The sequence below is a fragment of the Xanthobacter agilis genome, from assembly GCF_021730435.1.
Classification (GTDB): domain Bacteria; phylum Pseudomonadota; class Alphaproteobacteria; order Rhizobiales; family Xanthobacteraceae; genus Xanthobacter; species Xanthobacter agilis.
This window is the reverse complement of the sequence record NZ_JABWGX010000036.1, coordinates 22,951-37,254: the sequence shown is the minus strand read 5'-3', so window position 1 is coordinate 37,254 and position 14,304 is coordinate 22,951. Positions and strand designations below refer to the sequence as shown.

Here is a 14,304-nt window from a genome sequence, read left to right as displayed (position 1 = left end):
GCCTGGTGTGCAACGAGCGCCAGACCGACAAGGAGCTGGAGCTGGCGGAGAACCTCGCCAAGAAGCTCGGCACCGAGCTGATCTACTTCGTGCCGCGCGCGAACATCGTGCAGCATGCCGAGCTGCGACGCATGACGGTGGTGGAATACGCCCCCGACAGCGCCCAGGCCCAGCACTACCGCAACCTCGCCACCAAGGTGCATGCCAACGTGGGTAACGGCATCATCCCGACCCCGATCACCATGGACGAACTCGAAGACATGCTTATGGAGCATGGCATCCTGAAGGCCGTGGACGAGAGCCAGGTCGGCAAGACCGCCGCCGAGCTCACCGCCTGATCGCGACTCCACTTCGTTCGGCGGAGGCGGGCGGCCGAGTCGCAGCGGCTGGCCGTCCCCGCCGGATGTTTCGTCCTTGCCGCGTGTTCCGTTCTTGCAGCGTGTTCCGTTCTTGCAGCGTGTCCCGTGGGATCGCGGTGGCGGCTGGGTCCGTCGCCGCCGGTCCATAGGGGCTGGGCGGGGGCCACGGGCTTCGTGTGTCTGGATTTCGACGTCTCGACGCCCGGCGTCCCGATGCGCAGACTCCATGGGCCGCGAAGGTAGCGGTGGCAGACGCCTGCGGGGTGCGTCTGCCGCCGCTTCCACCGCGTGTGCCGGGCGGGGATACGGTGTCGGCCGCTGCGGCAACCTGTACGATCGGGCTTGGCTGCGGGGCGGTAGGGTCGGCGGCAAAGGGAGAGGCCCGTGCCAGACAAGAGCAGTGTCCTGGTTCACGGGGTGAACGAACTGGCCTCCGCCGTCGCGCGCACCCTGCTGCTGTCGGGACACGCGGTGGCCCTGCACCAGAGCGCGCCGGAGCCGGTGCTGCGCCGGAAGATGTGCTTTGCCGATGCGTGGTGGGACGGTGCCGCCACCCTCGGCGGCGTGGAGGCGCGCCGGGTGACGCGTGATGCGGAGCTTGTCTCCGGTCTTTCGAACCGCATGTTCGTGCCGCTCCTCACGCATCCCGACCTGGAAGTGGTCGGCCGCTGGCCCTGGGACGTGGTGGTTGACGCGCGCGGAGCGGACGATGAAACCGGACCGCGGTGTGGCGCGGAACTCACCCTGGTGCTCGGGCCGGGGGCGACGGCGGGCGTGGATTGTGACCTTGTGATTGAGGTGGGCGGCGTCGATCCCGGCGCGGTGCTGCGGTCGGGGCCGGCGCGTGGCGGTGGGCGCGCCTTCTCTCGTTACGACACGGCGGTGCGTGCGCCGGCGGAGGGTGTCTTCCGATCCGAGAAGGCGATTGGCGAGATGGTGCGTGCTGGCGAGATGATCGGCCTTGTGGGCACCACGCTGGCGGTGGCCCCATGCGACGGCCGCCTGCGCGGCCTCGTGCGCCCGCCGCGCGCGCTGAAGGCGGGGGATCTGCTGGCGGAGGTGGTTGCAAACCCGGCGGTGCAGGTGAGCGGCATCGACCGTCTCGACCAGATCATCGCCCGTGCCGTGGATTTCGCCATCGAGCTGGAGCAATCCGGTGCCTCCGCCGATGACTGGGGCGCAGGCTTCAAATCCCATAGCCGCAATCCGCGATAAGACCATCGGCCCTGGTTTTTGACCGGCGCCGAGTGGGTCGGCTCACATGCCGCGCAGGCTTGAGCAAAGGCCAGTGAGCCACGCTCCTGAGCCTTTTGGGGCAGCGTCCTCACACAACGCGGATGCCGGAGCGCGTGACCAAAATGCGCGAACGCAGAAATGTGCGGTCTGCATCCTGCGCCCGCGCGACCGGAAGACGCCCTGGCAGGTCTTGAGGAACATGCGCCCGGCCGCCGGGCAGAGGCGGAGCCTTCGGGCGGCGTGCCGCGCGCTGCAAGCTGGCGCACGGCATCTATTGGCGTTCAGGCCGCTTGCGCGTAGCGCGAGAGGGCGAAGTCGTCGGAGGCGATGTCGGGCGCCTCGCCGCCGATCAGGTCCGCCAGCACCCGACCGGAGCCGCACGCCATGGTCCAGCCCAGAGTTCCATGCCCGGTGTTGGTATAGAGGTTGGGGTAGGCGGTGGCGCCGACGATGGGGGTTCCATCCGGCGTCATGGGGCGCAGGCCGGTCCAGAACGTGGCCTTCTCGATGTCGCCGCCCTCCGGGAAAAGGTCGCCCACCGAGAAGGCGAGGGTTTCCCGGCGGGGTTCACGCAGGCTCAGGTCGAAGCCGGCGAGTTCCGCCGTGCCGCCCACCCGGATCCGATCGCCGAGGCGGGTGATGGCGATCTTGTAGGTTTCATCCATCACCGTGGATTCGGGCGCTGCGTCCGGGTCGGTGATGGGCAGGGTCAGGGAGTAGCCCTTCACCGGGTAGATGGGCAGGTCGATGCCGAGCGGCTTCACGAGGGCCGGCGTATAGCTGCCCATGGACGCCACATAGAGGTCGGAGGTGAGCACCTGGCCGCCCTTCAGCGCCACGCCGCTGACGTTCCCGCCCTCGGTCCGCAGCGCTTCCACCGTCTCGCCATAACGGAAAGTGACGCCCCGCTTCTCGGCCAAAGCGGCGAGGCGCTGGGTGAACAGATGGGCGTCGCCGGTCTCGTCGCCGGGCAGGCGCAGGCCGCCGACGAACTTCTGCCGCACCCGCGCCAGAGCCGGCTCCACAGCGATGCAGCCGGCCACGTCCAGCACCTCGTAGGGCACCGCGTGGGCATCGAGCACCACGGTGTCGTCTCCCACATGGTCGAGCTGCTTGGCGGTGCGGAACAGTTGAAGCGTGCCCTTGGCCCGATCGTCATAGGTGATGCCCGTTTCCGCGCGCAGCTCCCGCAAGGCGTCGCGGCTGAACTCGGCGAGGCGCACCATGCGCGCCTTGTTGCGGCGGTAGGCGTCCTCGGTGCAATTGGCGAGCATCTTGGCCAGCCAGAAGTAAAGCTTGGGATCAAGGCCCGGACGGACCACCAAGGGCGAGTGGTGCATCATGAGCCACTTCATGGCCTTGAGGGGAATCCCAGGGCCGGCCCAGGGCGCCGAATAGCCGGGCGAAACCTGGCCCGCATTGGCGAATGACGTCTCCATGCCCGCCGCCGGCTGGCGGTCGAGCACCGTCACCTCATGACCTTTCTTGGCGAGGTAATACGCGGATGTGACGCCCACCACTCCGCTGCCGAGAATGAGAATCCGCATGACGGCCCACCGGTGTAAAACTGACAAGGCGCCAGTGTACGCCGGAGGGTGCGGCATTTCACACGAATCGGCGCCATAAGTTGCACAGCGGGTGTGAAGTGTTGCAATTTCCTGCTGTTTTGCCGAAGATCCTGCCTATGCCTGCTCTCGACGACGTGGACGAACGCATCATTCGGGTTTTGCGTGGGGATGGCCGTATCTCCAATGCGGACCTTGCCGCGGAGGTCGGCCTTTCGCCTTCCGCCTGCCTCCGGCGCCTGCGGCAGCTGGAGCGCAGCGGCGTCATCCGTGGCTATACGGCGCTCGTCAGCCGGGCGGGGCCGGACGACAAGCTGGTGGTCATCACTCAGATCACCCTGGATCGGCAGACGGAGGAGTTTCTGAATCGCTTCGAGGCCGCGGCGCGGCGCTGCCCGGAGGTGTCAGACTGCTATCTGATGACCGGGCTTGCGGACTACATCCTGAAGATCGAGGTGAAGAACGCGGCGGATTATGAGCGCCTGCACAAGGAAGTGCTCTCGCGCCTGCCGGGGGTGGCGCGGATTCAGTCGTCGTTCGCCATCCGCACCGTGGTCAGCGGGCGTCCGGCGGGCATGTAGGTTCGGCGGCCTCGCTGGGCCCATCATATGCGCCGCGCCGCCGGGCCGGTTCAGCGCCCGCCCGGCCGCACGTCACGCCCGGCGGCACTTCACCGTGCTCTCAGCGGGACGGGGGTTGCCGCGCCGGATATCTTGGGAAGCAGAACGGCATGCGGCGGCAATGGTGGCAGCAAACCAAGCCATTCCGCTTATCCGATCATGTCGCCTCGATCTCGATCTTTAGCCGACGCAGGGCGCGGGCCGGGCTCAAGCGCGGCGCGGCCAAAAGGCCATGAGCGGCGCTTATCCGTCGGGTCCACAAGGCCTGTTGGGTCCACGACCTCTGCTCGGGCGGGCCGGGCGCTCTTGCAGTCCGGTCCGCCAGTTCTTCCCTTCGGCCGGCAAGGGGGCTTTCTTGCCGGGCGGCGGACTCAGGCCGCCTTCTGGGTCTCGCCGTCCACGATGGAGACGATGTCGGCCATGATGCGGTTCAGTTCGAAGTTCTTCGGCGTATAGACCGCCGCCACCCCGAACCCCTTGAGCTGGATCTCGTCCTCCGGCGGGATGATGCCGCCCACCACCACCGGAATGTCGCCGAGCCCTTCGGCGCGCATCCGCTCCATCACGTCGCGCACCAGCGGCACATGGGAGCCGGACAGGATGGAGAGGCCGACCACATGCACGCTCTCTTCCAGCGCCGCGTTCACGATTTCGGCGGGGGTCAGGCGGATGCCCTCGTAGACCACCTCCATGCCGCAGTCGCGGGCGCGCACGGCGATTTGCTCGGCGCCGTTGGAATGGCCGTCGAGGCCCGGCTTGCCCACCAGGAACTTGAGCCGGCGGCCGAGCTTCTCGGACACCGCGTCCACGCTCTTGCGCACCTCATCGAGGCCCTGGGTGTCGACGCGGGCGGCCCGGCCGACGCCGGTCGGGGCGCGATATTCGCCGAACACCTCGCGCAGGCAGGTGCCCCACTCGCCGGTGGTGACGCCGGCCTTGGCGCAGGCGATGGAGGGATCCATGATGTTGCGGCCGTCCTGGGCCGCGCTTTTCAGGTCCGCCAGCGCCGCCGCGACGGCCTTGCTGTCGCGCGCCTCGCGCCAGGCCTGGAGGCGGGCGATCTGCTCGGCCTCGACCCCTTCCGGCACGGTGAGGATGGCGCCTTCGCCGGTGGTGAGGGGCGAGGGTTCGCTCTCGGTCCAGCGGTTGACGCCGACCACCACCTGGTCGCCGCGCTCGATGGCCTCCAGGCGGCGGGTGTTGGATTCCACCAGGGCCTGCTTCATGTAGGAGTTCTCGATGGCCGCCACCGCGCCGCCCATGGCATCGATGCGGGCGAGTTCGGCGCGCGCCTCCTCCTTCAGCTCCTCGACCTTGCGGGCGATCTCGGTGGAGCCGTCGAAGATGTCGCCGTATTCGAGCAGGTCGGTCTCATAGGCCACCACCTGCTGCAAACGCAGCGACCATTGCTGGTCGAACGAGCGCGGCAGGCCCAGCGCCTCGTTCCAGGCCGGAAGCTGCACGGCGCGGGCGCGGGCCTTCTTGGAGAGGGTGACCGCCAGCATCTCCAAAAGGATGCGGTAGACGTTGTTCTCCGGCTGCTGCTCGGTGAGGCCGAGGGAGTTCACCTGCACGCCGTAGCGGAACAGCTTCTGCTTGGCGTCGGTGATGCCGTAACGGTTGACGCAGATCTCGTCCCACAGATCCACGAACGCGCGCATCTTGCACATCTCGGTGATGAAGCGCATGCCGGCGTTCACGAAGAAGGAGATGCGGCCCACCACCTCACCGAACACCGGGCCTTCCGCCTCGCCGGATTTCTTCACCGTGTCGAGGATGGCGATGGCGTTGGCGAGCGCGAAGGCCAGCTCCTGCACCGGCGTCGCCCCGGCCTCCTGCAAATGGTAGGAGCACACGTTCATCGGGTTCCACTTCGGCAGATGCTGCGTGGTGAAGATGATGGTGTCCTTGGTGAGGCGCATGGAGGGCGCCGGCGGGAACACATAGGTGCCGCGCGAGAGATATTCCTTGATGATGTCGTTCTGGGTGGTGCCCTGGAGCTTGGTGCGGTCGGCGCCCTGCTCGTCCGCCGCCGCGATGTAGAGCGAGAGCAGCCACGCCGCGCAGGCATTGATGGTCATGGACGTGTTCATGTTCGCGAGCGGGATGCCCTCGAACAGGGTGCGCATGTCGCCGAGATGGGAGATCGGCACGCCCACCTTGCCCACTTCACCGCGGGCGAGGGGATGGTCGCTGTCGTAGCCGGTCTGGGTCGGCAGGTCGAACGCGACGGACAGGCCCGTCTGGCCCTTGGCGAGATTCGAGCGATAGAGCTTGTTCGACTCCGACGCCGTGGAATGCCCCGCATAGGTGCGGAAGAGCCAAGGCTTGTCGCGGACCACCATTCCAAATCCCCGTTGTTCGTTTCCTTGCAGTGCACACGATTGTGCGTCGCGATGATGGTGGCGTCGACGGGAATTTTCTCCCGTCGACATTGGCGCACCCCCATCCCTCGATCGGCATCGGGCTGGATGCGCTGTGTCAGCGCGCGACCAGCGAGATCACAAAGAGGAGAATCACCGCGCCGACGGTGGCGGAGATGATCTGGCCGACGAGCCCGCCCACCAGGAACACATTGCCGAACAGAAAGCCGCCGATGAGCGCGCCGACAATGCCCACCGCCACGTTGCCCACGAAACCGAAGCCGTAGCCGCGGAACACCTGTCCCGCCAGGAAACCGGCGACGGCGCCGATGATGATCATCCACAAGATGCCCATATCCCTCACCCTCTCCTTAGTGTTCCGCTAAAGGCGCCCACACGCCAGCTTCAAGGGCATGGAGCTTCGCCGTCGCCTTGTCCAGTGGCGTGCGAGGCCGGCGGGCGGCAAAAGGTGACGCCTATCGACTTGAAGTTCTTCTCTGCTACGTTGCAATGCGATAGGGGTGAGCGTGGACCGGACCGAAGAGTCCGCCAACGGTCGACATGAGAGGACGGGACGCTATGGGCCAGACGGCTGCTGCGGGGGATGCTGAGGTGAAGGATCTTTACGAGCTCGGGGAGATTCCCCCGCTCGGGCATGTGCCCGCGAAGATGTATGCCTGGGCCATCCGCCGCGATCGGCATGGGCCGCCCGAGCAGTCGTTCCAGCTGGAGGTCGTGCCCACCTGGGAGCTCGGCGAAAACGACGTGCTCGTGCTCGTGATGGCGGCCGGCGTGAACTACAACGGCATCTGGGCCGGCCTCGGCGAGCCCATCTCCGTGTTCGACGTGCACAAGCTGCCCTACCACATCGCCGGCTCCGATGCCGCGGGCATCGTCTGGGCGGTGGGGCCCAAGGTGAAGCGCTGGAAGGTGGGCGACGAAGTGGTTGTGCACTGCAACCAGGACGACGGGGACGACGAGGAGTGCAACGGCGGCGATCCGATGTTCTCGCCCTCCCAGCGGATCTGGGGCTATGAGACGCCCGATGGCTCGTTCGCCCAGTTCTGCCGGGTGCAGGCGCGCCAGCTCATGCGCCGGCCCAAGCACCTGACCTGGGAAGAGAGCGCCTGCTACACCCTCACCATGGCGACCGCCTACCGCATGCTGTTCGGCCATCCGCCGCACACCGTGAAGCCGGGCGACTATGTGCTGGTGTGGGGCGCCTCGGGCGGCCTGGGCGTGTTCGGCGTGCAGCTCGCCGCCGCGTCCGGCGCCCATGTGATCGGCGTCATCTCGGACGAATCGAAGCGCGACTATGTGCTCGGTCTCGGTGCCAAGGGCGTCATCAACCGCAAGGACTTCAAGTGCTGGGGCCAGCTCCCCAAGGTCAATTCGCCGGAATATAACGACTGGCTGAAGGAAGCCCGCAAGTTCGGCAAGGCGATCTGGGACATCACCGGCAAGCGCGACGTGGATATCGTGTTCGAGCATCCCGGTGAGAGCACCTTCCCGGTTTCCACCCTGGTGGGCAAGCGCGGCGGCATGATCGTGTTCTGCGCCGGCACCTCGGGCTTCAACATCACGTTCGACGCCCGCTATGTGTGGATGCGCCAGAAGCGCATCCAGGGCTCGCACTTCGCCCATCTCAAGCAGGCCTCCGCCGCCAACGAGTTCATCGTCGACCGGCGGGTGGACCCCTGCATGTCGGAAGTGTTCCCCTGGGACCGCATCCCCGAGGCGCACACCAAGATGTGGCAGAACAAGCATGCGCCCGGCAACATGGCGGTGCTGGTGAACGCGCCCCGCGCCGGCCTGCGCACTCTCGACGACGTGCTGGAAGCCTGCGGCGGCTGATCGGACCGGCTGCTTTTCCCTTCGCGACGCCGCCGCGTCCCCGGACGCGGCGGCTTTCTTTTGCGCGGGGCCTTCCAATTGCGCGCGAACCCTTGCGCCGGGGCGGGTTTTCCATTATCTGACCCCCATTCGAGGCTGTGCTCCCAAAGGCTGGGAGCCGCCCGGGTGGGACAGGGTCCGCGGGATACGCGCCCTGATCGTCGGAGGCTCCCCACCCAGGCTTTCGCTGAGCGCGCTTCGGTCCCCAGGCCCGGATGGGCCAGATATCAATCATTGCCCGTGCCGTTCGGCTTCAGCGCCGGCCCGCCGATGGAACATCGGCGGCCGTTCTGGCGTTCATCCGCAAGGAGAAGACCGGAACATCCGTTCGGCTCGGGCCTCGCAACGCGAGACGCCGGCGCAAAGAGTGTGGAGTGTGAATGTCCGCCGTAGAAACCACCCGTGAAGATTTTGCCGCCCTGCTGGACGAGAGCTTCGGCCGCGCCGATGTGAGCGAAGGTGCCGTCGTCAAGGGTATCGTGGTCGCCATTGAAAAGGATCTGGCGATCATCGACATCGGCCTGAAGACGGAAGGCCGCGTGGCCCTGCGCGAGTTCGCCGGCCCCGGCCGCGAGAACGCGATCAAGGTGGGCGACGAGGTCGAGGTCTATCTCGAGCGTGTCGAGAACGCCATGGGCGAGGCCGTCCTCTCGCGCGACAAGGCGCGCCGCGAGGAGAGCTGGGTCAAGCTCGAGAAGGCGTTCACCGCCAACGAGAAGGTCTTCGGCGTGATCTTCAACCAGGTGAAGGGTGGCTTCACCGTGGATCTCGACGGCGCCGTGGCGTTCCTGCCGCGCTCCCAGGTCGATATCCGCCCGATCCGCGACGTGGCGCCGCTGATGCACAATCAGCAGCCCTTCCAGATCCTCAAGATGGACCGCCGCCGCGGCAACATCGTGGTCTCCCGCCGCACCGTGCTGGAAGAGACCCGCGCCGAGCAGCGCCACGAGCTGGTGCAGAACCTCGAAGAGGGGCAGGCGATCGAGGGCGTGGTCAAGAACATCACCGATTACGGTGCGTTCGTTGACCTCGGCGGCATCGACGGCCTCCTGCACGTCACCGACATTGCCTGGCGCCGCGTGAACCACCCGACCGAGGTGCTCACCATCGGCCAGACGGTGAAGGTCAAGATCATCAAGATCAACCACGAGACCCACCGCATCTCGCTCGGCATGAAGCAGCTTCTGGGCGATCCCTGGGAGGGCATCGAGGCCAAGTATCCGGTGGAGGCCCGCTTCAAGGGTCGCGTCACCAACATCACCGACTACGGCGCGTTCGTGGAGCTGGAGCCCGGCATCGAGGGCCTCATCCACGTCTCCGAAATGTCGTGGACCAAGAAGAACGTTCACCCCGGCAAGATCGTTTCCACTTCCCAGGAAGTGGAAGTGCAGGTGCTGGAAGTGGACAGCGCCAAGCGCCGCATCTCGCTCGGCCTCAAGCAGACCCTCCAGAACCCCTGGGAGGCCTTCGCCGAGAAGTATGCGCCCGGCGCGGTGGTCGAGGGCGAGGTCAAGAACAAGACCGAGTTCGGCCTGTTCCTGGGCCTCGACGGCGACGTCGACGGCATGGTGCACCTCTCCGACCTGGACTGGAACCGTCCGGGCGAGCAGGTCATCGACGAGTACCGCAAGGGTGACATGGTCAAGGCCGTGGTGCTCGACGTGGACGTGGAGAAGGAGCGCATCTCCCTCGGCATCAAGCAGCTCGCCGGCGATCCCTTCGCCGAGGCTGGCGATGTGAAGAAGGGCGCCATCGTCACCTGCGAAGTCACCGACGTGAAGGACGGCGGCATCGAGGTGAAGCTCACGGGCACCGACCTGTCGGCCTTCATCAAGCGCTCGGAACTCGCCCGCGACCGCAACGACCAGCGCCCCGAGCGCTTCTCGGTGGGCGATAAGATGGATGCCCGCGTCACCCTGTTCGACCGTAAGGCGCGCAAGGTGCAGGTCTCCGTCAAGGCGCTCGAGATCGCCGAAGAGAAGGAGGCCGTGGCCACCTACGGCTCGCAGGACAGCGGCGCCTCGCTGGGCGACATCCTGGGTGCGGCGCTCAAGCAGCGCGCCGAGGAAGCCAAGGAAGACTGAGCCTTCAGGGGCTGAGCGCTTCCCAGCGTTTCGAGACATGAAAAGGGCCGGCGAAAGCCGGCCCTTTTCTTTTGCGCAGGGGCGGTGACGGAGGCGCAGAACCAGCGGTGCTGGTGAAGCCGTTGCCTTGCTGCCGCGTTGCGGATGCTGCCGGCGGCCGCCATCTCACCCGCGGCGCGCTTCGCCCCGGTGCCGTGGGGCGCGTGGGCGTTCGCAGGCGGGGTTCGCAGGCTTGGCCAAGGACCCGTGAGAGGCCGCTCATAGGCCCCTTGGTCTCAGTTCAATTGCAACAGGAAGCGCCGGTTGACGGCCTGCAACGGTCGCGCGTTCATCGGGAAGATGGCGCGGAAGGTGGCAATATCTCCTTCGGCGACGCTGAGGGGAGCGGCGAAGACGTTCCAGTCCACCACCTCCGAGCACGGCGGGGTCGTCAGCGAGCCCTCGTAGCGATAGAGTCGGCGATCCCGCGGCAGCAGAGCGGTCGGATCGAGAGGCGCGGACAGGGGGGCGCTGCCGGCGGTCTTGGGCGCCGCCGCCATCAGCGTGGCGAAGGCGTCGTTCTTCGCGCCCGGCACCATGAAGACGCCCACCACCAGCAGCCCGCCATCCTCGGCGGCGTGGACGAAATGGGCCTCCATGGCGGTGCGCTGGCCGTTCACCGCATGCTCGCTTGGCGCGTGGAAATGGAACTGGCGCAGCGCATAGCGCTTGCCGTTCATCTCCGCGCCGCCAGCGTCGCCGACGGCATCAAGCTGAATGGTGTGGCCATTGTTGACCACCTTGAAAGGCGCGCTCTTCCAGGAGAGGGCGGGGCCAGATGTTTCCGCCCGCACCGCGCCTTGGAGATTGATGGGCGATTGCTGGGTGCCGACGGCGCAGGCCTGGAAGCCCTTTTCCAGCTCGCCCCAATGCTCCGGCCCGCCATGGCCCTCGTAGCTCCAATGGGCGCTGTCCGCGCGCGCGGCGGTGGCGCAGACGGGGCAGGCCAACAGCCCGGCGAGTAATGTACGACGGTTGATCATGTGTTCCCCCCAATCCTTGAACCCAGGTGCCGGTTCGACCGCGATCGGCGGACCGGAGGGCCAAGGTCTGCGCTCCGTGGTGCGCTTCTGTCGGGTCAGAACCGGTCAGGCCCGCCTGTGTGCGACGCCCCCGTCTGCCCCCGCTTGAAAGGCTAGCACAGGCCTCGTGGCGCGGCGATGGCACCTCTTAAGCGGGGCGCGTCACCGGGCCGAAGGCGGCAAGGAGGCCCGCGATCTCCGCTTGGGGGTCGGCCGCGCGCATGACGGTGCCCATGACGGCGAGGCCTGCAGCCCCGGCATCGCGGCAGCCGGCGGCCACGCGGGCGGTGATGCCACCGAGGGCGATCACCGGCACGCGCGCCGCCGCGACAAAGGCGCGAAGTCCGCCGAGCCCCAGGGCGGGACCGTATCCGGGCTTGGAGGTGGTGAGGAAGATCGGGCTCGCGGTGATGTAATCGGTGACGGCCGGGTCCATCGCCGCGGCATCCGGCCGGTGCACGGACAGGCCCACCAGGGTGGCGGGACCCAGGATCGCCCGCGCCTGGACCGGATCTCCGCCATCCGGCAGATGCACGCCGTCCGCGCCCGCCGCCTGCGCCAGCTCGGGGGTGCCGTGGAGGGTCAGCCGGGCACCGAAGGGGGCGGTCGCGGTGCGCAGGCGGGCAAATAACGCGAGCTGCTCGATGGCCGGAAGGTCCTTCTCGCGGAGGCTGATCCAGCGGCACCCGCCGGCGCAGGCCGCCGCCACCACGTCCGCGAGATCGCCCCGCGCCTGGGTGCGGTCGGTGATGAGCAGCAGGGGCGGGGCGGGCAGCACGCTGCTCAGCTTCCGATGATGCCGAACTCGGGGCTGGAGGCCTCCGCGTGCAGCTTCTTCGGAATGCGGCCGGAGCCATGGGCGAGGCGCCCGCCCTCCACGGCATGGCGGAAGGCGGCGGCCATGCACACCGGGTCATGGGCCTTGGATACCGCGGTGTTGAGCAGCACCGCGGCGCAGCCCAGCTCCATGGCGAGCGCAGCGTCGGAGGCGGTGCCCAGCCCGGCGTCCAGTACCACCGGCACCGGGGACCGCGCGCAGATCAGTTCGATCATGTGCGGGTTGGCGATGCCGAGCCCGGAGCCGATCATGGAGCCCAGGGGCATCACCGTGGCGGCCCCGAGGTCGGCCAGCTTCTGGCAGGTGACGGGATCGTCGTTGCAATAGGGCAGCACCACGAAGCCGCGATTCACCAGCTCCTCGGTGGCCTTGAGCAGCTCTTCCACATTCGGATAGAGCAATTCACGGTCGCCGATCACCTCCAGCTTCACCCATTCGGTCTCCAGCGCCTCGCGGGCGAGCTCGGCGGTGAGCACGGCATCCCTGGCGGTCTGGCAACCGGCGGTGTTGGGCAGGATGTGCACCCGGCCGGTGAGGAGGTCGGTCAGGCTCTCCTCGTAGCCGGACAGGCTGATGCGGCGGATGGAGGCGGTGGCCATCTGTGCGCCGGAGGCCTCCAGGGCATCGAGGAACACCTTTTGGTTCGGATAGCCGGCGGTGCCCAGGAACAGGCGCGACTGGAAGGTGCGCCCGGCGATGACGAGGGGATCAGTGGTCATGCTCATGGTCGTTCTCGTTCTTCTTGCGGGCGCGCGCCGGAGGGGGAGGGGATCAGCCGCCTTGCTTGGCGGTGATGATCTCCACGGCGTCGCCGGCGGCAAGACGGGTCTCGCCCCAGGCGCGACGCGGCACCACGGCGCCGTTGAGGGCCACGGCGATGCCCTTTTGCGTCAGGTCGAGCCCCTTGGCGCCGATCAGATCGGCGATGGTGACGGCGGCGACGGCCTCGGCGGCGCCGTTCACCTTCAGCTCCAAGGCGTTCATGGCGCTACTCCGCCGCCGCGCGCGGCGTGAAACGGCTGGCGCGGAAGGGCTCGGCCACCTTTTCCAGCCGCCCTTCGAGCACGCATTCGGCGATCACCTTCGCCGTCACCGCCAGCAGCAGGATGCCGTTGCGGTGGTGGCCGGTGGCATAGACGAGCCCCTCGACCTCCGCGCTCGGACCAAGGATCGGGGCGTCGTCACGGCTGCCGGGGCGAAAGCCCACCCATTGCTCGAGGATGGGCAGTTCCTCCAGCGCCGGCAGCGCCCGCCACGCATAAGTGAGCAAGGCGAGCTGGCCGCCGGCGGTGAGGGCGGTGTCGAAGCCCTTCTCCTCGGTGGTGGCGCCGAGGATGAGGCGGCCGTTGCGGCGCGGCACGATGTAGGAATTCGGCGCCCAGATGACATGGTTCACGAGCGGGGCCGCCGGATCCATCCGCAGGGCCAGCATTTGCCCCTTCACCGGGCGCACCGGCAGCGGCGCGGCCGGGGAAATGTCTACGCCCCGGCTCCAGGCGCCGGCGGCGAGAATGACCAGATCGGCGCGCTTCAGCGCTCCGTTGACCACCACGCCGAGGGTCTTGCCGGCCTGGGTCTCGACCTTGGCCACGGGGCTGTTCTCATGCAGCCGCGCGCCGGCGCGGGCGATGGCGGTGAGCAGGGCCGCGACCACCTTGCGGTTGTCCACCTGGTGGTCTTCGGCGCTCAGGATGGCGCCGGAAAGCTGGCCCGCGAGGTGCGGCTCCAGGCGCCGGACGGCGGCGGCCGTCAGCCATTCCACCGGCAGCCCGAGGGCGGTCTGAAGCGCGAACAGATGGCGCAGGCGGGCCCCGTCGTCGGCGGTCAGGCCGATCGTGAGGGTGCCTTCGGTCCGCAGGTCCACGCAGGTGCCCGATTCGGCCTCCAGCTCGGCGGCGAACCGCGGCCACAGGGCCTGGCTCGCGCGGTTGAGGGCGAGCAGGTCCTCTTCGCCGGGCTCCGCCTCGGCGCAGGCGGCGAGCATGCCGGCGGCGGCATGGCTGGCGCCCTGGCCGGCGATGCCGGCCTCGTAAATGTCCACCGGGCAACCGGCCCGCGCGAGGCGCCAGCCCAGCGACAGGCCCATGACGCCCGCCCCCACGATGGCGACGCGCGGTCGCGCGCCAGGGGCCGATGTGGAGCCGGCAGACGATGATGAAACAGACGACAAGCTCTCGCTCATCGGCATCTCCCTACGCTGGTATGATCCAGACAGGTTCGATGGGTGTGATCTCAGCCGCGTGCGCACGCGGCACCCCAGGCCGTGGGCGCATTATCCACGCCGG

Annotated in this window: 12 protein-coding genes, 1 pseudogene and 1 riboswitch; of the genes and pseudogenes, 5 read left to right on the top strand and 8 right to left on the bottom strand. The window is 67.9% G+C overall.

The features are described 5' to 3' along the window. Together nifH and HUW53_RS19855 are read left to right on the top strand one after the other, a co-directional pair. A pseudogene (nifH, locus tag HUW53_RS19860) lies at positions 1–338 on the top strand (nitrogenase reductase); the annotation flags it as partial. Between the two features lie 405 nt (positions 339–743). Beyond that, positions 744–1,574 (top strand): hypothetical protein, encoded by an 831-nt coding sequence (locus HUW53_RS19855; protein WP_237347496.1) that lies wholly within the window; start codon positions 744–746, stop codon positions 1,572–1,574. A 302-nt stretch (positions 1,575–1,876) separates the two neighbouring features. On the opposite strand, the gene HUW53_RS19850 is transcribed toward HUW53_RS19855, so the two are convergent. Continuing rightward, positions 1,877–3,142, bottom strand: a complete 1,266-nt coding sequence (locus tag HUW53_RS19850) for a D-amino acid dehydrogenase (protein WP_237347495.1) — start codon at positions 3,140–3,142, stop codon at positions 1,877–1,879. A gap of 137 nt (positions 3,143–3,279) precedes the next feature. On the opposite strand from HUW53_RS19850, the gene HUW53_RS19845 reads away from it, so the two are divergent. Beyond that, positions 3,280–3,741, top strand: a complete 462-nt coding sequence (locus HUW53_RS19845; protein WP_237347494.1) for an Lrp/AsnC family transcriptional regulator — start codon at positions 3,280–3,282, stop codon at positions 3,739–3,741. 410 nt (positions 3,742–4,151) lie between these two features. Here the strand turns inward: HUW53_RS19845 and HUW53_RS19840 are convergent, their stop codons facing one another. Together HUW53_RS19840 and HUW53_RS19835 are read right to left on the bottom strand one after the other, a co-directional pair. Continuing rightward, a complete protein-coding gene (locus HUW53_RS19840) occupies positions 4,152–6,125 on the bottom strand; it encodes a protein meaA (RefSeq protein ID WP_237347493.1) in 1,974 nt (657 codons plus the stop codon). Between the two features lie 136 nt (positions 6,126–6,261). After that, on the bottom strand, positions 6,262–6,498 hold the full coding sequence (locus tag HUW53_RS19835) for a GlsB/YeaQ/YmgE family stress response membrane protein (RefSeq protein ID WP_237347492.1): 237 nt from the start codon (positions 6,496–6,498) through the stop codon (positions 6,262–6,264). A gap of 224 nt (positions 6,499–6,722) precedes the next feature. Here HUW53_RS19835 and ccrA point away from each other — a divergent pair, with 224 nt between their 5' ends. Both ccrA and rpsA read left to right on the top strand, forming a co-directional pair. Beyond that, positions 6,723–7,997, top strand: a complete 1,275-nt coding sequence (ccrA, locus tag HUW53_RS19830; RefSeq protein ID WP_237347491.1) for a crotonyl-CoA carboxylase/reductase — start codon at positions 6,723–6,725, stop codon at positions 7,995–7,997. A 419-nt stretch (positions 7,998–8,416) separates the two neighbouring features. Continuing rightward, on the top strand, positions 8,417–10,120 hold the full coding sequence (gene rpsA, locus HUW53_RS19825) for a 30S ribosomal protein S1 (protein WP_237347490.1): 1,704 nt from the start codon (positions 8,417–8,419) through the stop codon (positions 10,118–10,120). Positions 10,121–10,395: 275 nt separating this feature from the next. Here rpsA and HUW53_RS19820 read toward each other — a convergent pair whose 3' ends face one another. The 5 genes from HUW53_RS19820 to thiO all read right to left on the bottom strand — a co-directional run bounded on the left by HUW53_RS19820 (position 10,396) and on the right by thiO (position 14,201). Continuing rightward, positions 10,396–11,142 (bottom strand): carbonic anhydrase, encoded by a 747-nt coding sequence (locus HUW53_RS19820; protein ID WP_237347489.1) that lies wholly within the window; start codon positions 11,140–11,142, stop codon positions 10,396–10,398. Between the two features lie 187 nt (positions 11,143–11,329). Continuing rightward, positions 11,330–11,959: a thiamine phosphate synthase gene (locus tag HUW53_RS19815; RefSeq protein ID WP_237347488.1), complete on the bottom strand. Its 630-nt coding sequence runs from the start codon at positions 11,957–11,959 to the stop codon at positions 11,330–11,332. 5 nt (positions 11,960–11,964) lie between these two features. Beyond that, the gene (gene thiG / locus HUW53_RS19810) at positions 11,965–12,744 is read right to left on the bottom strand and encodes a thiazole synthase (RefSeq protein ID WP_272904333.1); all 780 of its coding nucleotides are present in this window, start codon (positions 12,742–12,744) and stop codon (positions 11,965–11,967) included. A gap of 46 nt (positions 12,745–12,790) precedes the next feature. Continuing rightward, positions 12,791–13,003, bottom strand: a complete 213-nt coding sequence (thiS, locus tag HUW53_RS19805; protein WP_237347487.1) for a sulfur carrier protein ThiS — start codon at positions 13,001–13,003, stop codon at positions 12,791–12,793. 4 nt (positions 13,004–13,007) lie between these two features. Then, the gene (thiO, locus tag HUW53_RS19800; RefSeq protein ID WP_237347486.1) at positions 13,008–14,201 is read right to left on the bottom strand and encodes a glycine oxidase ThiO; all 1,194 of its coding nucleotides are present in this window, start codon (positions 14,199–14,201) and stop codon (positions 13,008–13,010) included. Further along, positions 14,190–14,288: riboswitch (TPP riboswitch) on the bottom strand. It overlaps the preceding gene by 12 nt. Between the last annotated feature and the right edge of the window lie 16 nt (positions 14,289–14,304).

Bases quoted from the DNA above. Each gene is read 5' to 3' on its own strand.
- ccrA (WP_237347491.1), top strand. From the start codon at position 6,723: ATGGGCCAGACGGCTGCTGCGGGGGATGCTGAGGTGAAGGATCTTTAC.
- rpsA (WP_237347490.1), top strand. From the start codon at position 8,417: ATGTCCGCCGTAGAAACCACCCGTGAAGATTTTGCCGCCCTGCTGGAC.
- thiG (WP_272904333.1), bottom strand. From the start codon at position 12,744: ATGAGCATGACCACTGATCCCCTCGTCATCGCCGGGCGCACCTTCCAG.
- thiS (WP_237347487.1), bottom strand. From the start codon at position 13,003: ATGAACGCCTTGGAGCTGAAGGTGAACGGCGCCGCCGAGGCCGTCGCC.
- HUW53_RS19850 (WP_237347495.1), bottom strand. From the start codon at position 3,142: ATGCGGATTCTCATTCTCGGCAGCGGAGTGGTGGGCGTCACATCCGCG.
- HUW53_RS19840 (WP_237347493.1), bottom strand. From the start codon at position 6,125: ATGGTGGTCCGCGACAAGCCTTGGCTCTTCCGCACCTATGCGGGGCAT.
- HUW53_RS19835 (WP_237347492.1), bottom strand. From the start codon at position 6,498: ATGGGCATCTTGTGGATGATCATCATCGGCGCCGTCGCCGGTTTCCTG.
- thiO (WP_237347486.1), bottom strand. From the start codon at position 14,201: ATGAGCGAGAGCTTGTCGTCTGTTTCATCATCGTCTGCCGGCTCCACA.
- HUW53_RS19845 (WP_237347494.1), top strand. From the start codon at position 3,280: ATGCCTGCTCTCGACGACGTGGACGAACGCATCATTCGGGTTTTGCGT.
- HUW53_RS19820 (WP_237347489.1), bottom strand. From the start codon at position 11,142: ATGATCAACCGTCGTACATTACTCGCCGGGCTGTTGGCCTGCCCCGTC.